14 protein-coding genes are annotated in these 16,705 nt (G+C 66.8%); 7 read left to right on the forward strand and 7 right to left on the reverse strand.

All coding sequences use genetic code 11. The features are described 5' to 3' along the window. Positions 1–118: 118 nt before the first annotated feature. Complete coding sequence (locus V4558_00575; GenBank protein MES2303968.1) at positions 119–541, reverse strand: hypothetical protein; 423 nt, start codon at positions 539–541, stop codon at positions 119–121. Between the two features lie 106 nt (positions 542–647). Here V4558_00575 and V4558_00580 point away from each other — a divergent pair, with 106 nt between their 5' ends. The 6 genes from V4558_00580 (at position 648) to V4558_00605 (ending at position 7,419) form a co-directional block, all read left to right on the forward strand. Continuing rightward, positions 648–1,694, forward strand: a complete 1,047-nt coding sequence (locus V4558_00580) for an NHL repeat-containing protein (protein MES2303969.1) — start codon at positions 648–650, stop codon at positions 1,692–1,694. After that, entirely contained in the window at positions 1,694–2,992 is a 1,299-nt protein-coding gene (locus tag V4558_00585) for a dicarboxylate/amino acid:cation symporter (protein MES2303970.1), read from the forward strand. The genes V4558_00580 and V4558_00585 overlap by 1 nt, the downstream gene beginning before the upstream one ends. Beyond that, the gene (locus V4558_00590; protein MES2303971.1) at positions 2,989–3,540 is read left to right on the forward strand and encodes a GNAT family N-acetyltransferase; all 552 of its coding nucleotides are present in this window, start codon (positions 2,989–2,991) and stop codon (positions 3,538–3,540) included. Before V4558_00585 ends, V4558_00590 begins: the two co-directional genes overlap by 4 nt. Before the next feature lie 98 nt (positions 3,541–3,638). Beyond that, a complete protein-coding gene (locus V4558_00595; protein ID MES2303972.1) occupies positions 3,639–4,121 on the forward strand; it encodes a DinB family protein in 483 nt (160 codons plus the stop codon). A 191-nt stretch (positions 4,122–4,312) separates the two neighbouring features. Beyond that, complete coding sequence (locus tag V4558_00600) at positions 4,313–4,675, forward strand: PadR family transcriptional regulator (protein MES2303973.1); 363 nt, start codon at positions 4,313–4,315, stop codon at positions 4,673–4,675. 92 nt (positions 4,676–4,767) lie between these two features. Next, positions 4,768–7,419 carry an ABC transporter permease gene (locus tag V4558_00605; protein ID MES2303974.1) on the forward strand — a complete coding sequence of 884 codons (2,652 nt, stop codon included), beginning with the start codon at positions 4,768–4,770 and terminating at the stop codon, positions 7,417–7,419. A 193-nt stretch (positions 7,420–7,612) separates the two neighbouring features. Here V4558_00605 and V4558_00610 read toward each other — a convergent pair whose 3' ends face one another. From V4558_00610 to V4558_00635, 6 genes are all read right to left on the reverse strand, one after another. Beyond that, positions 7,613–9,145, reverse strand: coding sequence for a YifB family Mg chelatase-like AAA ATPase (locus V4558_00610; GenBank protein MES2303975.1), 1,533 nt, complete (start codon positions 9,143–9,145; stop codon positions 7,613–7,615). A 93-nt stretch (positions 9,146–9,238) separates the two neighbouring features. Further along, positions 9,239–9,502 carry a zf-HC2 domain-containing protein gene (locus V4558_00615; protein ID MES2303976.1) on the reverse strand — a complete coding sequence of 88 codons (264 nt, stop codon included), beginning with the start codon at positions 9,500–9,502 and terminating at the stop codon, positions 9,239–9,241. Further along, entirely contained in the window at positions 9,495–10,094 is a 600-nt protein-coding gene (locus V4558_00620; protein ID MES2303977.1) for an RNA polymerase sigma factor, read from the reverse strand. The genes V4558_00615 and V4558_00620 overlap by 8 nt, the downstream gene beginning before the upstream one ends. A gap of 50 nt (positions 10,095–10,144) precedes the next feature. After that, complete coding sequence (locus V4558_00625; protein ID MES2303978.1) at positions 10,145–10,672, reverse strand: hypothetical protein; 528 nt, start codon at positions 10,670–10,672, stop codon at positions 10,145–10,147. 23 nt (positions 10,673–10,695) lie between these two features. Then, complete coding sequence (locus V4558_00630; GenBank protein ID MES2303979.1) at positions 10,696–11,097, reverse strand: hypothetical protein; 402 nt, start codon at positions 11,095–11,097, stop codon at positions 10,696–10,698. Between the two features lie 69 nt (positions 11,098–11,166). Next, on the reverse strand, positions 11,167–15,108 hold the full coding sequence (locus tag V4558_00635) for an ATP-binding protein (protein ID MES2303980.1): 3,942 nt from the start codon (positions 15,106–15,108) through the stop codon (positions 11,167–11,169). Positions 15,109–15,166: 58 nt separating this feature from the next. On the opposite strand from V4558_00635, the gene V4558_00640 reads away from it, so the two are divergent. Further along, positions 15,167–16,705 (forward strand): TolC family protein, encoded by a 1,539-nt coding sequence (locus V4558_00640; GenBank protein ID MES2303981.1) that lies wholly within the window; start codon positions 15,167–15,169, stop codon positions 16,703–16,705.

Raw genomic sequence — 16,705 nt, forward strand, 5'->3', positions numbered from 1 at the left:
CGCGCCTGTCTGGCCAGAATGCGCGTCCCCGCAATCGGGACCGACAACTGGCGTGCAGCAGGTGAGCTCGCGCTCCAGCGGTCGTGGTGCGACGCACCACGCCCGGAGGCGATGAGGCTCAGCTCAGCGAACCAACCGGTGGGGCAGTAGCGAAGGGGAGGAGGAAGTCCGCCGGCACCGCCAGCGAGGGCGCGGCGCGAAATAGTGGTGCCGTGGTCCTGAAGTACTGTGCGTGGAATTCGACTGGGGCGGCGGGAAGGCCGCCGACCGGCGTGGCGCACCCGCTCCCGGGACAACTACAGCGGTGCGATTGGTGCCCGGGCTCGGCATCGTGTCCGGTGCCGTCAGACCCTGTGGCGGCACCGTCCGACCCTGGCGCCATCGCCATCCCGGCCATTGTCCCTGCACCGCCACCCTGCTCCGCTGCCCGCTCCGCCATCTGGTGCATCGGGCACGGCGCCAACGAGCCCTCGAGCCCCACCAGCGAAAGCCAGAGGGCGAGGAAGGTGGCAGCAAACCGATGGGTCCAGGAGCGGGCCATGGGGACAATCTCGGTCCGGATTGTCGTTTGGCGCAAGGAAGCCGCGTGTCGGCCCGCACTTCGTTCCGGCGCAGATAGGGATAACACTCACTGGAGTTACCCCCTGATGCACCGCAACACTCGTCGCTTTGCCGCCCTGCTGCTGCTCACGCTGTCGGCCGCATGTGGTTCGGATGGTTACCAGCCAATCACCATGCAGCCGCCGCCACCGCCACCACCGCCCTCTGCCCGCGACGGCTTGTGGACCGTCAGCGGCGCCCCATCCGGCATCCTGCAGTTCGCCCCGGAACTCCTGACCGTCGCGGGCAACCACGAGCCGACCAATTCGCTGCGAACCACCAGCGCGAACCTGTTGGTCTCGATGGGCATCGCCTTCGACGAGACCGGCTCGCTCTGGATCTCGAGCCAGGACGACGCGAAACTCCTCAGACTCTCACCGGAACGCCTCGGACAGAATACGAACAGCGCCGCGTCGGTCATCATTTCGGCGAACCAGGGCTCACTGAATCAGCCCGCCGGGATCGCTTTCGATGCGACGCATCACCTCTGGGTGGCGAACCGTGGCAACGGGACGCTGGTGCGCTACGACCAGGGCCAGCTCGACGGCAGCGGAACGCCGGTCCCGACGGTCACCATCTCGGGCGTCGGTCGCCCCACCGGGCTCGCCTTCGACGCCGCTGGTGCGCTCTGGGTGAGTGACAATCAGGCGAATACGCTTGTGAAGTATGCCCCGGCCCAGCTGCGGGCGACCGGGACGCCGGAACCCGAGGTCGTCGTCAATGACCTCGCCAACCGTCTGGTGAATCCTGCGGGGCTGGCGTTCGATGCGGCCGGCAACCTCTGGGTGGCCAACACCGGGAATCAACGGGTACTCCGGTTCACACCGACGCAGCTGGCACCAGGGGCCCAGCCGACGGCCGGGGTTGCCCTGCGCAGCGATGATGCATCGCTCCCGGACCCGATCGGCCTCGCCGTCGACAAGAACGGCGCGCTGTGGGTCATGAATGTCAGCGGCGCCCTCGAGCAGTTCGCCCCCGCGCAACTCAGCCGTGCGGCCGCGCCAACGCCCACGACCACGATTCACCTGCCGGGCTTCAATCTCCTGCTCGGTCTCGCGTTCTGGCCGCTCCCTGCCGGGCTGCCGCTCCGCTGATGACCACCGATCACGTCGGAGCGGCTCCAGCAGCACCGTCCAGTGAGACCGGACGCGCCGGCTCACTGCGCTGGGTCGCCATCGCGATCCTGATTGGAGTCGCTCTCGGCGTGGTCTTCCCGGACGGTGGCACCGCCGGCTTTCACGCGAGTGACTTGCAGGTACTGTCGAATCTCTTTCTGCGATTGATCAAGTCGCTGGTAGCGCCCCTGCTGTTCGCGACACTCGTGGTCGGCATCGCCGGCCACGGCGAGGAGATGGCGCAGGTCGGGCGACTCGCCATCCGGTCGCTCTGCTATTTCGAAGTCGTCACCACGCTCGCGATGCTGGTGGGGTTGCTCGCCGTAAATCTCGTCAAGCCCGGCGTGGGTGTGGATCTGTGTACCGCAACGATGGAAGCAGGCAGCAACCTCGCGCAGGCGAGGCCCACGCTCGCCTCGACCCTCGAGCATGCCGTTCCGCAGAGCATCGTGGATGCTGCCGCGCGCAATGACGTACTCCAGATCGTCTGCTTCGCGGTGATTTTCGGTATCGCGCTCTCCCAGGTGCGTGGCCCGGCGCAGGAGTTCATGCTCTCACTCTGCAGCAGCCTCAGCGCCGTGATGTTCCGTTTCGTCGGGATCGTGATGCGGTTCGCCCCGGTCGGCATCGGGGCGGCGATGGCGGTCACGGTCGGCCATAGCGGCATCGGAGTGCTTCGCAACCTTGGCTCGCTGGTGCTCACGCTCTACGCATCACTCATCGCATTCGCCTTGCTCGTCCTGCTTCCGGTTGCCCTCGCGTTCAGGGTGCCGCTGCGGGCGTTCTGGCGCGCGACCCAGGCGCCCTGGCTGGTCGCCTTCAGCACCTCTTCGTCAGAGGCCGCGCTCCCGTTGGCGTTCCGCAACATGGAAGCACTCGGTGTCCCGCGGCGCATTGTCGCCTTCGTGCTGCCGACAGGCTACTCGTTCAACATGGACGGCACGGCGCTCTATCTCTCGCTCGCCTCGGTGTTTGTGGCGCAGGCGGCCGGAATCAACATGCCGTTGTCCCGGCAGTTGCTGATGGTTGGCACTCTGATGCTCACCAGCAAAGGCGTTGCGGCCGTCCCGCGTACATCGCTGGTGGTGCTCGCCGGGACGCTTGCGCAGTTCGACCTGCCGTTGCAGGGGATTGCGGTGATTCTCGGGGTCGATGCGCTGATGGACATGGCGCGCACCTCGCTCAACCTCCTCGGCAACTGTCTCGCCACCGTCGTGATGGCGCGCTGGGAGGGAACCTTCGCTCCCCAGACCACTCCAGCCCCGGCAGTTCCGTGACCAGCACCCTGCTTGATCGCGCGGCGCAACATACCCTGCGCCAGCTCGCCGCCGTCGACATCCCGGTCTACCTGCCGGCCCTCGCCGAGTTGCTGCGGGAGTCCGTGAACGCCGGTGCATCGCTCGGCTTCCTGCCGCCGCTCGCGGCTGTGGACGCGCGGCAGTACTGGCTCTCGCTGCGGCAGGAGCTGCACGACGGCTCCCGGATCCTCATCGCGGCGTTCGTGGGAGGTCGCCTCATCGGTTCCGGTCAACTCGCGCTGCCGGACTGGCGGAATGGCAAGCATCGCGCTGAATTGCAGAAGCTCATGGTGGCCTCCGCGCTGCACGGCCGCGGCATCGGCAGCTCCCTGGTGCGGGCGCTGCACACGACGGCGCAACGTCACGGACGCACCCTGCTCGTGCTGCATACTCGCCACGGGGAGCCACCCGAGGAGTTCTACCGCCGCCTCGGATACCACACGGTGGGGATCGTGCCCGGATATACCACGGGACCGGCCGGCGAAACGTTCGACTCCGCGCTGATGTGCGCGCGCCTCGAGCGCTGACCTGCCGATCATGCCGGCGAATGTCGCGTTCGGAGAAACCTGTGCGCATCTGTTCATGAAAGCGCAATACCACCACGACCCCAGAGGAGCAGCCCAGGATGAACACGACCGCTAACAACCTCGCCGAACGGCTCGAACAGGGCGCCCGCGCGCTGATCGCCTTTGCGGCCAAGCTGACCGACGCCCAGTGGAACACGCGGATTCCGAATGATGGCCGCACCGTCGGTGTCGTCGTCCATCATGTCGCGAGCGTGTACCCGATCGAGATCCAGCTCGCGCAGACCATTGCCGACGGCAAGGCGATCGCCGGCGTCACGATGGCCGACGTACATGCCATGAATGCCGGACACGCGAAGGACAACGCCGATGTCACGCGAGATGTGGCGATCGACCTGCTGCGCAGCAACAGCACCGCTGCGGCAGGCGCCATCCGTGCCCTGACCGATGATCAGCTCCGCCTCGCGGCGCCCGCGTCGCTCTACGCCGGTGCCCCGGTCACCGCGCAGTTCGTGCTCGAGGACCACGCGGTGCGCCACAGCTATCACCACCTCACGGCGATCAAGGCAGCGCTCCAGCAGTAGCCGGTCGTACCACGCACTGAATCGCCCCGGTTGCCCCCTGCCGGGGCCGATTCAGTAGCGGCAGCGCTTCACCGCGCTCCGCTCCCTGCCACTCCACTAACCGCGTCACGCAACGTCGCAGCGCTGAAACGTGCTTGCGCACTGGCTTCCACCGCCTATGATCATATTGATCATATTGCTCCGGAGCGCCCGTGACATCGCCCAGCACCATCGCCGCGCTGCTGCCACTGAAGCCGGTCGAACTCGAGATCCTGCTCGCGCTCGCGACGGAAGAGCGGCATGGTTACGGCCTGGTCCAGGCGATCGCCGAGCGTACCGACGGACTGGTGCAACTCGAGCCGGGTAACCTCTATCGCGTGATCAAGCGGCTCCTCGCCGATGGCATCGTCGCAGAGTCGGATCGTCGCCCGGTGACCGAGGGGAGTGAGCGCCGCCGCTATTACCGGTTGACGGCGCTGGGCGCCCGGGTGGTGCGCGCCGACCTCCACCGGATGCGAACCCTCCTTGCCTCCGCTCCGGCCCGCGCGCTGATCCGCCGGTTCGGCACCACGTGACCCCTCACCCGGTTCCCTCGCCCTCCGAGCGCTGCTATACGGCGCTCCTCCGACTCTACCCGGCGCCCTTCCGACGCCAGTTCGGTCAGGACATGCGCGAGCTTTTTCGTGATCGCTGGCGGGACGCACGGCGATTGCGGGGCACGCGCGGCGTGGCAGGACTCTGGTCCGGTGTCCTTCCCGACCTGGTCGGCAGCGCCGTTCGTGAACACGGCAGCCGGCTCCACGAATGGTTCAACGGGCAGCTGATTCCCCAGCCAACGACTCGGTCGGTGGCAACCTCCGGAGACTCGATGTTCGAGACCCTGCGCTACGACCTGCGTCATACCTTCCGGATGCTCCGGAAGAGCCCGACCTTCACCGTGGTGGCGGTGCTCGTCATCGCGCTCGGGAGTGGCGCCGTCACGACCATCTTCAGCGCTGCGAACGCCTTGATCCTGCGCCCGCTGCCGCAGGTCGCCGAACCTGCTCGGCTCGTGGACATCACGCGCACCGAGGAACATGGCAGCGGGTCGATGTCGCCATCGTACCCGTTCTATACCCATGTCCGGGAGGAAGCGCGCACCTTCGACGGCATCGCCGCGTGGGCCATGGTACAGCTCACGGTGAGCACGGGTGGTCAGGGGACGGCGACCTTCGCCAACGTCGTTTCCGCCAACTACTTCACGGTCCTTGGAATCCGGCCTCAACTCGGGCGCTTCTTCGTCGCAGACGAGGACCGCACGCCGGGGGCGCACCCCGTGATCGTCCTCAGCGACGGCTTCTGGCGCCGCCGTTTTGGTGCCGACCAACACGTCGTCGGTCGATCCGTGATGGTAAACGGTAGCCCATATACGGTGGTTGGCGTGGCGCCCCGAGCCTTCAGCGGTGTCTATCCCGTGATCCGGACCGATGCCTGGCTGCCATTGATGATGGCGCCACAGCTTGGCCGCGGTCGGGAGGCACTGACCAGTGCCGGCTCTGGCTGGCTGACGCTCTTCGGGCGGCTGAAGCCGGACGTGTCGGTTGCTCAGGCGCGTGCCGATCTGGTGACCATCACCAAGGGTCATCTCGAGGAGGAGCCGAAGGACTTCCAGCAGATCGCCAGCGTCTCGCTCTCGCGACTGACCGGGTTTCCAGCCGATGCGAGTGGCGCCATCTTCGGTTTCATCGCGCTGCTGCTGGCGATCTCCGCGCTTGTCCTCGCAATTGCCAGCGTCAATGTCGCGGGGATGCTGCTTGCACGCGCCACCACACGGAAACGCGAGATGGCGGTCCGAGTCGCCCTGGGCGCGGGGCGGCGGCGCCTCGTCGGCCAACTCCTCACCGAAAGCGTCGTGCTCTTCCTGGCAGGAGGAGTCGGCGGCGTTCTGATCGCGCTCTGGACCACCAGTCTCTTCAGCCGCATCCCGCTTCCGGCCGAAGTGCCGCTCGTGGCCGACCTCGCCCCCGACCTGCGGGTGCTTGCATTTGCGCTCGGTACCTCCCTGATCACCGGGCTCCTCTTCGGGATCGCACCGGCGCTGCAATCGACGCGGCAGGATCCCGCGGCGGCAATGCGCAATGACACGGCCGGCGCTGGCTCACGCCATTCGTGGCTCAGGAACGGCCTGGTCGTCGGCCAGATTGCGGTCGCGTTGCTGCTGCTGATGTCGGCGGGCCTCTTCGTCCGCGCGCTCGATCGCGGGCAACGAGTCTCGACCGGCTTCGAGACGGCCCACGTGGCGACGACGCCGCTCGATGTGGAGACCTCGGGGTACGACGAAGCACGCGCGAGGGCCTTCTACGACGAACTGAAGCTGCGGTTGCTCGCCATGCCGGGTGTCACGGCCGTGTCGTACAGCCGCTGGGCCCCCCTCACCGGTTCCTCGGCCGGCACCCGCATCAGCATCGAAGGGTACCAGCCAGACCCGCGGGAGTCGCGCGGCGGTGAACTCGACATCAACTTCGGAACGGTTGCGCCAGACTACTTCACTGTCTTCGGCGTTCCACTGGTGGAGGGACGTGCCTTCCTCGCGTCTGACAACCCGACGGCGCCGGGGGTTGTCGTTGTCAATGAAGCGTTCGCGAAGCAATACGGGCACGGTACCAGCATCATCGGCCGGACGATCGAGTACGAGAAGCACAGCCTCAGCGTGATCGGTGTCGTGCGCAATGCCAAGTATTCCTCGCTGAACGAACCGCTCCGCCCGTTTCTCTATTTCGCCGCCGCGCAGCAGTGGCGGGCGGGCACCAACCTCTATGTGCGGACCACGGGCGACCCGGCGGCGCTTGCACCGGTGATTCGCTCGACCGTCCTTGCCATCGACCCGTTGCTGCCGGCGCCCGACGTCATCACGATGGATGTCGCCACCAGCATCGTGCTCTTGCCGCAACGCGTCGCCGCGACTGTGACAGCCGTGCTCGGCATCCTCGGCCTGGTGCTCTCCGTAGTGGGGCTCTACGGCGTCGTCGCTTACACAGTGAGCCAGCGAACTCGCGAGATCGGGCTCCGCATGGCGCTGGGGGCCGATCGCGCCAACGTCCTGCGCCTGATCCTCGGCGACGGCATGCGCCTCGTCGCCATCGGCGTGGCAATCGGAATGTTGCTGGCCGTCGCCGCCACCCGAGTGATGACGAAATTCCTCTTTGGGGTCAGCCCACTCGATCCGCTCGTTTTTGCCCTGATTCCGATCGGCCTCGGCCTCGTGGCACTCTTCGCGAGTTACCTGCCCGCGCGCCGGGCAGCGGCAACCGATCCGCTGGAGGCGCTGCGGGCGCTGTAGCAACACTGATGGATCATGGATGATGGATGATGGATGACAGATGACCGCTGCGGGGTCTGTCACACTGAGCGGTGCCCAACGGTGAGCATAGTTCCTTCGACTGCGCTCGCCGATGGCTCGCTTCGCTCAGGATGACATCATCCATTATCCATCATCCATCATCCATCATCCATCATCCGTCATCCGTCATCTGTCATCCGTCTTTCCTATCCAGCACCCGATACTGAATCGCCTCAGCGACCTGCGCCGGTCCGATCTCGTCGACCTGCTGCAAATCCGCCAACGTGCGCGCGAGCTTGAGCACCCGATGGTAGGCACGCGCTGAGAGCCCCAGACGCTCAATCGCGCCCTTGAGGACCGCCTCGGTGGCCGCATCGATACGCACCAGCTTCGCCAGTTCGCGCGGCCCCATATGGGCGTTGGCATACAGCCCTGGCAATCCGCGGAAGCGCTCGAGCTGCCGGACGCGCGCGGCCTCCACGCGCGCGCGCACCGTAGCGCTGCTCTCCGCCGGTTTGCGCGTGGTGAGGTCGCCATAGGCCACCGGTGGCACGTTGAGATGGATGTCGACGCGATCGAGCAGCGGCCCGGAGATGCGTGACAGATACTTTTGCACCGTGAGTGGCGGACAGAGGCAGGCACGGGTGGGATCACCAGCGTGTCCGCACGGGCACGGATTCATCGCCGCGACAAAGAGGAATCGGGCCGGATAGCCGAGCGTCATGGCGGCTCGAGAGATGGTGACGTGGCCATCCTCTAGAGGTTGTCGCAGGACTTCCAGGACATTTGGCGGCAGCTCCGCCACTTCATCGAGAAAGAGCACCCCGTGATGCGCCAGGGAAACCTCACCGGGCCGTGGGATCGCCCCGCCGCCGATGAGCCCGGCGTAACTCACCGTGTGATGTGGGGCACGAAACGGCCGCCGCGTGACCAGCGCCTGCCCCGGCGGCAGCAGCCCGGCCACCGAATGAATCCGCGTGACATCCAGTGCTTCGGACAGCGTGAGCGATGGCAGGATGCTCGGCAGCCGGCGCGCGAGCATCGTCTTCCCCGCTCCAGGTGGGCCGATCATCAGGATGTTGTGGGCACCGGCAGCCGCAACTTCGAGCGCGCGTTTCGCCGCAGCCTGCGCTTTCACATCGGCGAAGTCGGCTTCAATCGGCGGGGCATTGCGCATCAGTTCGGCGGTGTCGGTTCGGACTGCCGGCAGTTGCTCCTCGCCGCTCAGGTGACGGCAGACATCGAGCAGCGTGCTTGCCCCGCGCACCGCCACCCTGTCCACGACCGCCGCTTCGGCAACGTTGCCCGCAGGCAACAGAATCTCGGTGTAGCCGAGCGCACGAGCCGCGAGCGCCATCGGCAAGGCGCCGCGCACCGGCCGAAGATCGCCCTCGAGGCCGAGTTCGCCGAGGAGGAGAGTTTGCTCGAGCGATTCGGTTTCGAGCTGACCACTCGCGACCAGGATGCCGATGGCGATCGGCAAGTCGAACGCGCTGCCGCGTTTCTGCATGTCGGCCGGCGCGAGGTTCACGGTGATCCGGCGCAGCGGCAGCTGATAGCCGCTATTCGCGATGGAAGCGGCGACGCGTTCGCGCCCCTCCTTCACGGCACCAAGCGGTAATCCCACCGTGGTAAATGACGGCAGTCCGTTGGCGATATCGATCTCGACGTCAACGGCAAGCGCCTCGACGCCGAGGACGGTGGCAGAGCGGATGCGTGCGAGCAATGCGGGGCTCCCGGCGAGGAAGCCCTGATGGTCTCATGGAATCGTCGCGGGAAGGATCACAATCGAACGCACGGGGTGGCGCCCCGACGCCACTCAGTCGCCGGCAAGCTCCACGGCGCGGAGCGCGCGGCGCACCCGCACTTCGAGCGCCGGGAGATCAGTGGGCTCCCGACGCACCATGGCGATGTGATCGAGAAGGGCCTGCTCGAACGCCGCGTGCGAGGCACATCCCAGGCAGTCGCGCAGGTGGGCTGCGATTTCCATCATCCGTTCTTCGGGAAGTTCGCCGTCGAGGTACTCCCAGAGATTGCGCGCGACGGTTTCGCAATCGATTGGCCGCGGTGAAGAATCAGGCATCGGCCGTCTCCGGTGAAGCGCCGCGGGCGAGCCCGAGGTCGTGGGCGTGCGCGAGCAGGCTCGCCTGAATCATTCGCCTGGCCCGGAAGAGCCGCGACCGGACGGTGCCCCTCGGAATGCCGAGCACCTCGCTCGCCTCTTCGTACGAGAGTTCCTCGAGGTCGACCAGCACCAGGATGCTGTGATGTGGCTCGGGGAGCTCGTCGATGGCACGATGGATCGCTGGTAGCACGTCGAGACGTTCGTAGACGTCGGCGAGTCCCTGCGCCTTGGCGACATTGTGTTCCTTGACCGCATCGAGTGCGTCGAGATCGCCGTCATCGCTGTGGACCACGCGGCGCCCGCGACGCAGCCCGGAGAGAAAGCTGTTCCGGCAGATCGCGAAGAGCCATTTGCGGGCATCCCCAACCCGATCGAAAGTGTGCCAGCTCTGGCGGGCGCGCAGATAGGCATCCTGCACCAGGTCATCCGCATCGGCCTGATCCCGGGTCAATGACAGCGCAAAACGAGCGACCGCCCCGAGGTGAGGCAGTGCCAGCGTTTCGAACTCCTCGGTGACCTGGTTCAGGAATGACCCCGGAAATGGTGCGATGCTGGTGCCTGTGGATCAACTGCCGGCCTGGGCGGAAAGTTCCTTCGGCCCTATGGCAGCTCTACCCCGAAGAGGGCAAGCCATTTGTGGGCCTGATCCAGCACCTCGCTCTCGCGCTGCATCCGCAGCTCCGGCGTCACATCGGCGAGTGGGATGAGGGCCTCGTCAGTCCAGACCAGAATTCGGTCGGCATCGAAGGCGTAGCCATCGTTGGGCTGCATCACCACGCGGACCTCGCCCTGGACGAAATAGAACAGCGACTCGCGCATCATCCGGCCGGACTCGTCGGGTTCCGTGACCAGAAGCTTTCGCGGCACGTTGTCCTCCAGCCAGAGCGTCAGCCGGCGCGGTTCCTGACCAGGCTCGGGGGCAAGAGTTGTGTCGCGCTTGGTGAAGTCGGCCGCGGCACCATCGATATCGGCCATGGTGCGGCGCATGATCAGCACCACCGACGCGGTATCGCCGGGGGCGAGTTCACTGAACGATGTGGGGATCTGTGCTGCGGGGATGCTGCGGGAGGAGTCCTGCTCCAGTCCGGGTGCCGGAGCCGACTGGCTCCGACACCCGGACAGGATCACACAAAGAGCAACGGCCTTTCGAATCACATGCCGCCGGGACGCTGGCGGGCAGCACGCGCGGCCTGCACCGAATCGAACTTGGTGACCTGCGCGCCAGTCAGGATCTTCTTGAACTCGGCGTTGAACGAATCGCGCGCGTCGGTGTTCTTCTTCATCGAATCAGCGAAACCCGGTGCGTCGCGCATCGCCTGCATGTCACCACCCTCGCGCAGCTTGGTCATCCACGCCGTGACGCCGGCGGTCTTGGTGTCGTAGGCCTTCTTCAGGTCGGTGGCCTTGGCGACCTGCTCGGGGGTGAGCGAATACATCGTCGTCATCTGCTCGACGTTGATGCCACCCATGCCGCGACCCTGACCACCACCCTGCGCCGCGAGCGGAGCAACAGCAACGCACAGCATGGCCAGCAGTGCAAAACGGGACTTCATAGCGAAAACTCCGATGTGAACGTGTGGACCCGCTGAAGGCCGGGAATCGGCCCCTGAATCTCGTCCTTGCTACGCTTGGCGGGGTGGCGGGGTTGAACCGAACCGGATGGAGAATATCGCCCCCGCCCCGGACCCGCTGGCCACCGAGATCTGCCCCCCCCACCCTTCGACCAGCCGTCGGACGATGGCCAGCCCCAACCCCGTCCCGCTCGTCGTTGTGGAAAAGGTGGGCTCGAAGATCCGGGGCAGCTGGTCTGCCGGGATCCCCCGCCCGTTATCCCGGACCTCGAGCACCCCCGGTGCAAGCCGGAACACCAGCTCGGTCGCCCCCGCCTCGCGGGCATTGTCGGCGAGGTTGAGCAGCACCTGCACCAGTTCTTCCTCGCGGGCGACGACCGTGAGCTCCTCGTCGCCCTCGATCCGCAGCCGGATCTCCCCGCCTCCGAGTTCGAAGAGCGATGCGAGTTCGGTGATCGCGCCGCGGACTGCGATCAGCCCCGGTGGCGCGTCGGATCGCTCCGGTGGGGCGCCGTACCTCGCAAAGGAGCGGGCGATCTTGTCGAGTCGCTCGATTTCGCCGAGCAACCGCTCCGCGGTTTCGTCGACGATTCGAGGAAAGTCGGGGTGCGCATCGCTGCGAATCCGGCGAAGGTGTTGCAAGCCAAGCCGCATCGGGGTGAGCGGGTTCTTGATCTCGTGCGCGACCTGACGCGCCATCTCACCCCAGGCAACGATACGTGCCGCACGGGATGCTTCGGTGATATCAGTCAGGGCGAGCACCAGTCCGCCATCAGCAAGCGGGGCCAGCGTCGCGGCGAGTCGACGTTCACCGATCTCGAGTTCCCGGCTCTCGGCGTCGCGGGTGGCCGGGCCGAGCAACCGCTCGACCCCATCGCGCAACAGTTGACTGCCGGGTGGGAGTTGTCCGGTCAGTGACACGCCCACCACGATGTTGCGACCGAGCAATTCTGCCGCCCGCGGATTGGCCTGGATGACATTCCCTTCTGCATCGACACCGATCACACCCGTCGCCACCGTAGCGAGGATCGCGGCAGTGCGGGTCCGCCCCGCCTCCAGTTCTGCTTCACTGGTCTGGAGGTCGAGTTCCATCTGGCGGATCGCGCCGAAGACCGGTGCAAACTCTGCCGGCACATCTCCCACCCGGGGCGGCGCCTCGCGACGCCCGATCGCCAGTGCCGTGCGTTCGAGGACGCCGATCGGCTCACCGAGCGCGCGCGCGACGAATCCTGCCATGGCAATGGCAGCAAGGGTGCCGGCAAGCGACGTGAGCAACAACAGCAGGGCCAGATCGAGCTGCTCCGTTGCGAGGTTGCTGTCGCGCCCGGGGAGTGCCGCCGCAAGCAACGTCCCAGGTACCCCCGGCGTCACCGTAGCGGCACGCACCCGCAGTCGCCCCGAGGGCAGCCCTGTCGCCAGCGCTGCGGCATCTCCCCCTGAGGTGGTGCGCAGCGTCGGATCCACCACCGGCGGAAGGAGCCCAAGCTCCGGCAGCAGCGAAGCACTCGAGACCAGCAACCGGCCATCGCGGTAGATCGCGAGTTCCGCATCAACGGAGTCGGCGACCGCGGCCAGGGCAATGCGTGAAGGCGCCCGTTCTGCGGCGAGCTCGAAGCCGCCAGCCACCTCGACATCCTTGAGTGTGGTTGCGACCTCGGTTGTCCGGGCGCGCGTCGCCTCGCTGCGGATTCGCAGCACCGAGTAGAGGGTGAAGAGGGCTGCGGGAACGACGAAGAACCCGGTCAGCGTCACCGCCAGCGTGCGGCGATACGATTGCCGCCAGAGCTTCGGCGAAATGGCGGGGTCGTCGCCGAGCGCCCGCTGGAGCGTCACCCATAACAGAAAGAAGAGCATCACATTGAGGAGTACCGCGAGTGCCGAGCGCACCGCGAACGGTCGTTGCGACGACATCTCGATCGAGACCCCGATGAGCTGGGGCGCACTCCCCGCCGTATCGCGACGTTCGGCACGAAGAAACCGGCCGAGCCGGCGAAAGCCGACTGGGTGCGGCCTGCCATCGTCGGCGAGCACGCGCAACGCGTAGCTCGGCTCATCCGGATTCCGCCACCCCACGACTCGACCAAAACGCGACGGTGCTACCACGCGTGAGCGCGGTCCGATCGTGACCGTGGCAATCGTATCGCGGGCCAGGGGAATGACGAGGACTTCGTGATGTCCGACATCGCGCGCGATCCCGCTGTGATGCGGCATCGTATCGTTCGATTGCACCAGCGGCCGCAGGTCGCTCCAGGAAAGGTTCAGCGAATCGAGCGCAACATTCTCGAGGATGTCGCCGGTGCTGTTCCAGAGCGCGAGATGTACCGGCACGCCATCCTGCGCCAGTTGTGACCCGCGCCACGCGGCATAGAGACGATTCAGGCGAGTCGCGTGAGCCGCTTTCGCATCGGCGCCGAAGCGCACGAGCGATGCGACGGCGGCGCTGTCGTGACCAGTGGTCAGTCGGTTCAGATCATCGGTGGCCAACGAGATACGTCGGTCGAGTGAGGTGGACCAGGTGGCGAGTGCAGCCAACGTGCCCGCTGTGGTGGCGATCGCGATCAGCCGCGCGCGTGGCGTGGTGCGCGGGAGGAAGGCGGCGAGCGGCAGCAGCCAGAGCGGCCGGTACCACGCTGCCCACACTCCCCGTGGCAGCGGCAGGCTCCAGCTCACCCAGCTGGTCGATGGCGTCCAGGCAATGATGCCGATGGCCCCGACCACCACGGCGGCGCAGGTCGCGATCGCGCCCCACCGTATCGACGCGCGATGATCGTCCGGGGTTCGCAGCGGCGCCGTCGCGACGACCAGCAACGCGGCCGTCGCCAGGGCGAGTACCGCTTCCCAGCCGAACCAGGTGAAGAAGGAGCCGGCGTCCGCCTGCGGCACGATCGCGTCGGCCGCACGCAGCACGAGCAAGGGTGCCGTCGACAGCAACAGCAGCGAGGCGATGAGACCGACCGGGCTCCGTCGCAGCGGCCGCCGCCACAACACAATTCCGAGGAAGAGCAGCGCACAGGCAGCCAGTAGCGCCCAGAGCGCTGCCGCGCCGAGCGAGGCCGGCGCGAGGCCGAGCCGGATCGCGCCCCAGAGGGTGATCAGTAGCGCGCCAGCGCGAGTGACCGGACGCTGGGCAATGAAGAGCAGGACGATGCCGAGGAGGAGGACTCCCCCACCCACCACCCACCGAATCCGGGCCGCCTCAGACGCAATCGCTGCGCTCACCGAAGGCGGGTCGGGTCGCATCACCGACTGGATTCTGGCGAGCGCCTCACCCGGGGTGTGCAGCGCCACCGTGGTGTCGCGCAGGGTCCAGTGCCAGCGGACTCCCCACCAGCCTGCGGCGTTCGAGGCGAGGGTCGAGCCAGCAAGCGGCACGCCCTCGGAGGCGTCGAGCAGAATGGCGACCTGGGCCACTCTTCCGCCGCTCACCTCACGGACCAGCAACTCCTTCACAAAGGGCGTGAGCACAAGGGCCAATGGTTCGTCACCCCGGGCAGGCAGGACGCGATGTGGTCCGGCCACCGCCAGCACGGTATCGCCACCAAGCAGCAGGAGCGCCTGCTCGACCGCCTGACCGCTGATGAGGTCGCCGAGGGGCGGAATTGCGGCGGCCGCTGTCTTCCCGGCCCGGGTCAGGGCGACCCGGCCGGTCCGCCGCGCCGCCGCAATCGCAGTGGAGAGTTGTTTGTCACGCTGATCGTTCGCCGCGGTTGCGGCACTGGTCACGGTATGGCCGGGGTCAATCACCAGCAGTCGAAGGCGGGAGGCGGCCACGGCGAGAACCAGTCCGAAGGCTCCCAAGGCGACCGCCGGCAGGCGATCGCGCCCCGGAGTACCTCGGGCCACGACGCCGGCAGCAACGAGGGTCAGCAACGCGGCGACGGCCAGCCCGGCCCACTCCCCCTGAACCGCCATCTCGGTCGCAAGAACGGCCGCGCCCGCTAGTATGATGGCTACGGGATATCCCGGGGTCGATGTCGCACGTTGAAACTTCACCTCGGGGTCCCCGTAAGAGTCACCTGTACTACTCCATTCACACTGAGGACGGAAGAAAATGACGAGTCGTCGCGCTGGACGCTCTCTGCTGTTGCTGCTGATCGGCGCCCCGGCGCTGCTGCCGGCACAGGGCGCTCCCACGACCCCCCGCCAGCTGTCTCTGCCGCAGGCACTTGACCTGGCACGGAAGAACTCGCCGACCTACCGCCAGTCGTTGAACGATTCCGATCCAGCGGCAGCGGCAGTCCGGTCGGCGAACTGGGCACTCTATCCGACCCTGGGCGCCGGTACCGGCATCAGTTATACCGGGAGCGGCAAGTCGACCTTCAATGGCACCGTCTTCTCCCAGGCATCGCCCACGGTCTCGTCAAACTACCGCCTCTCGGCGAGCTGGGATGTCAGCGCGGGCAAGTTCATCGGGGCGTCGCAGAGCAAAGCGCAGCAGCGTGCCACCGAAGAGAACATCACCGGCGCCGGCATCAATCTCACGCAGACGGTGACGTCGCAATATCTCACTGTACTCCGCGCCACCGCGACCGTCGGGGTCGCGCGGCAGCAGGTCGCCCGGAATCAGGACTTCCTCGATCTGGCCCGGGCCCGCAACCAGGTCGGCCAGGCGACCATCCTCGATGTCCGGCAGGCGGAAGTCACCAAGACCCGCGCCGATGTCCAGCTCTTGCGCGCGCAGCAGAGTGAGACCGACGCGAAGATCGAGCTCTTCCGCCTGATGGGGGTGCCCTCGGGTGATGACCTCGAAGCGGTGACCTTGTCGGAAGCGTTCCCGCTCGTCGAGACGAAGTTCGACCTCAACGAGCTGCGCGCGATGGCCAAGGAGCACAACCCGGGCCTCCGCACCCTCGACGCACAGGCAGACGCAGCACGGCTTGGGGTCAAGTCGGCCAAGTCGGAGTTTCTGCCGTCACTGTCGCTCTCGACCGGACTGAACGGCTACACCCAGCAGTACACGGATGTAAACGCGCTGTTGGCGAACCGGCTGTCCGGAGCGCAGGGGAGCGCAGCCAACTGCCAGTTCCAGAACGGCATCCTGTCGCGGCTGACCTCGCCGCACCCGGCGCCGAATGGCGGCATCATCGCCGACTGCAACGCGTACGCGGGGCTCGATGCCACCGGGGCGTCGCTGGACCCGACGGTGACGCAGGCGATCCGTAGCGGTAATAGCGTCTTCCCGTTCTCGTTCACGCGGCAGCCGATCTCGGTGTCGGCCTCCATCAGCGTCCCGATCTGGGATGGCTTCTCTCGCTCGACCCGCGTCTCCCAGGCCCGTGCCCAGGAAGACGATGCCCGGGAATCGCTGCGGGCCCAGGCGCTCTCGGTCGACGGGCAGCTGCAGTCACGCGTGCTGGCAGTGCGGACCTCCTGGGAAGCAGCCAGGATTCAGGATCTCAACCGGACGGCAGCGCGCGAGCAACTCCGTCTGGCGCAGGAGAAGTACCGGATCGGCAACGGTTCGGCGCTGGAAGTCTCGGACGCCCAGAACGCGGTGACCCAAGCCGAAGCAGACTATGTCTCCGCAGTGTATGACTATCATCTCGCCGTCGTCGGCCTCGAAGCCGTCGTCGGTCGCCCACTTCGCTGA

This window comes from Gemmatimonadota bacterium (assembly GCA_040388535.1).
GTDB lineage: Bacteria > Gemmatimonadota > Gemmatimonadetes > Gemmatimonadales > GWC2-71-9 > Palsa-1233.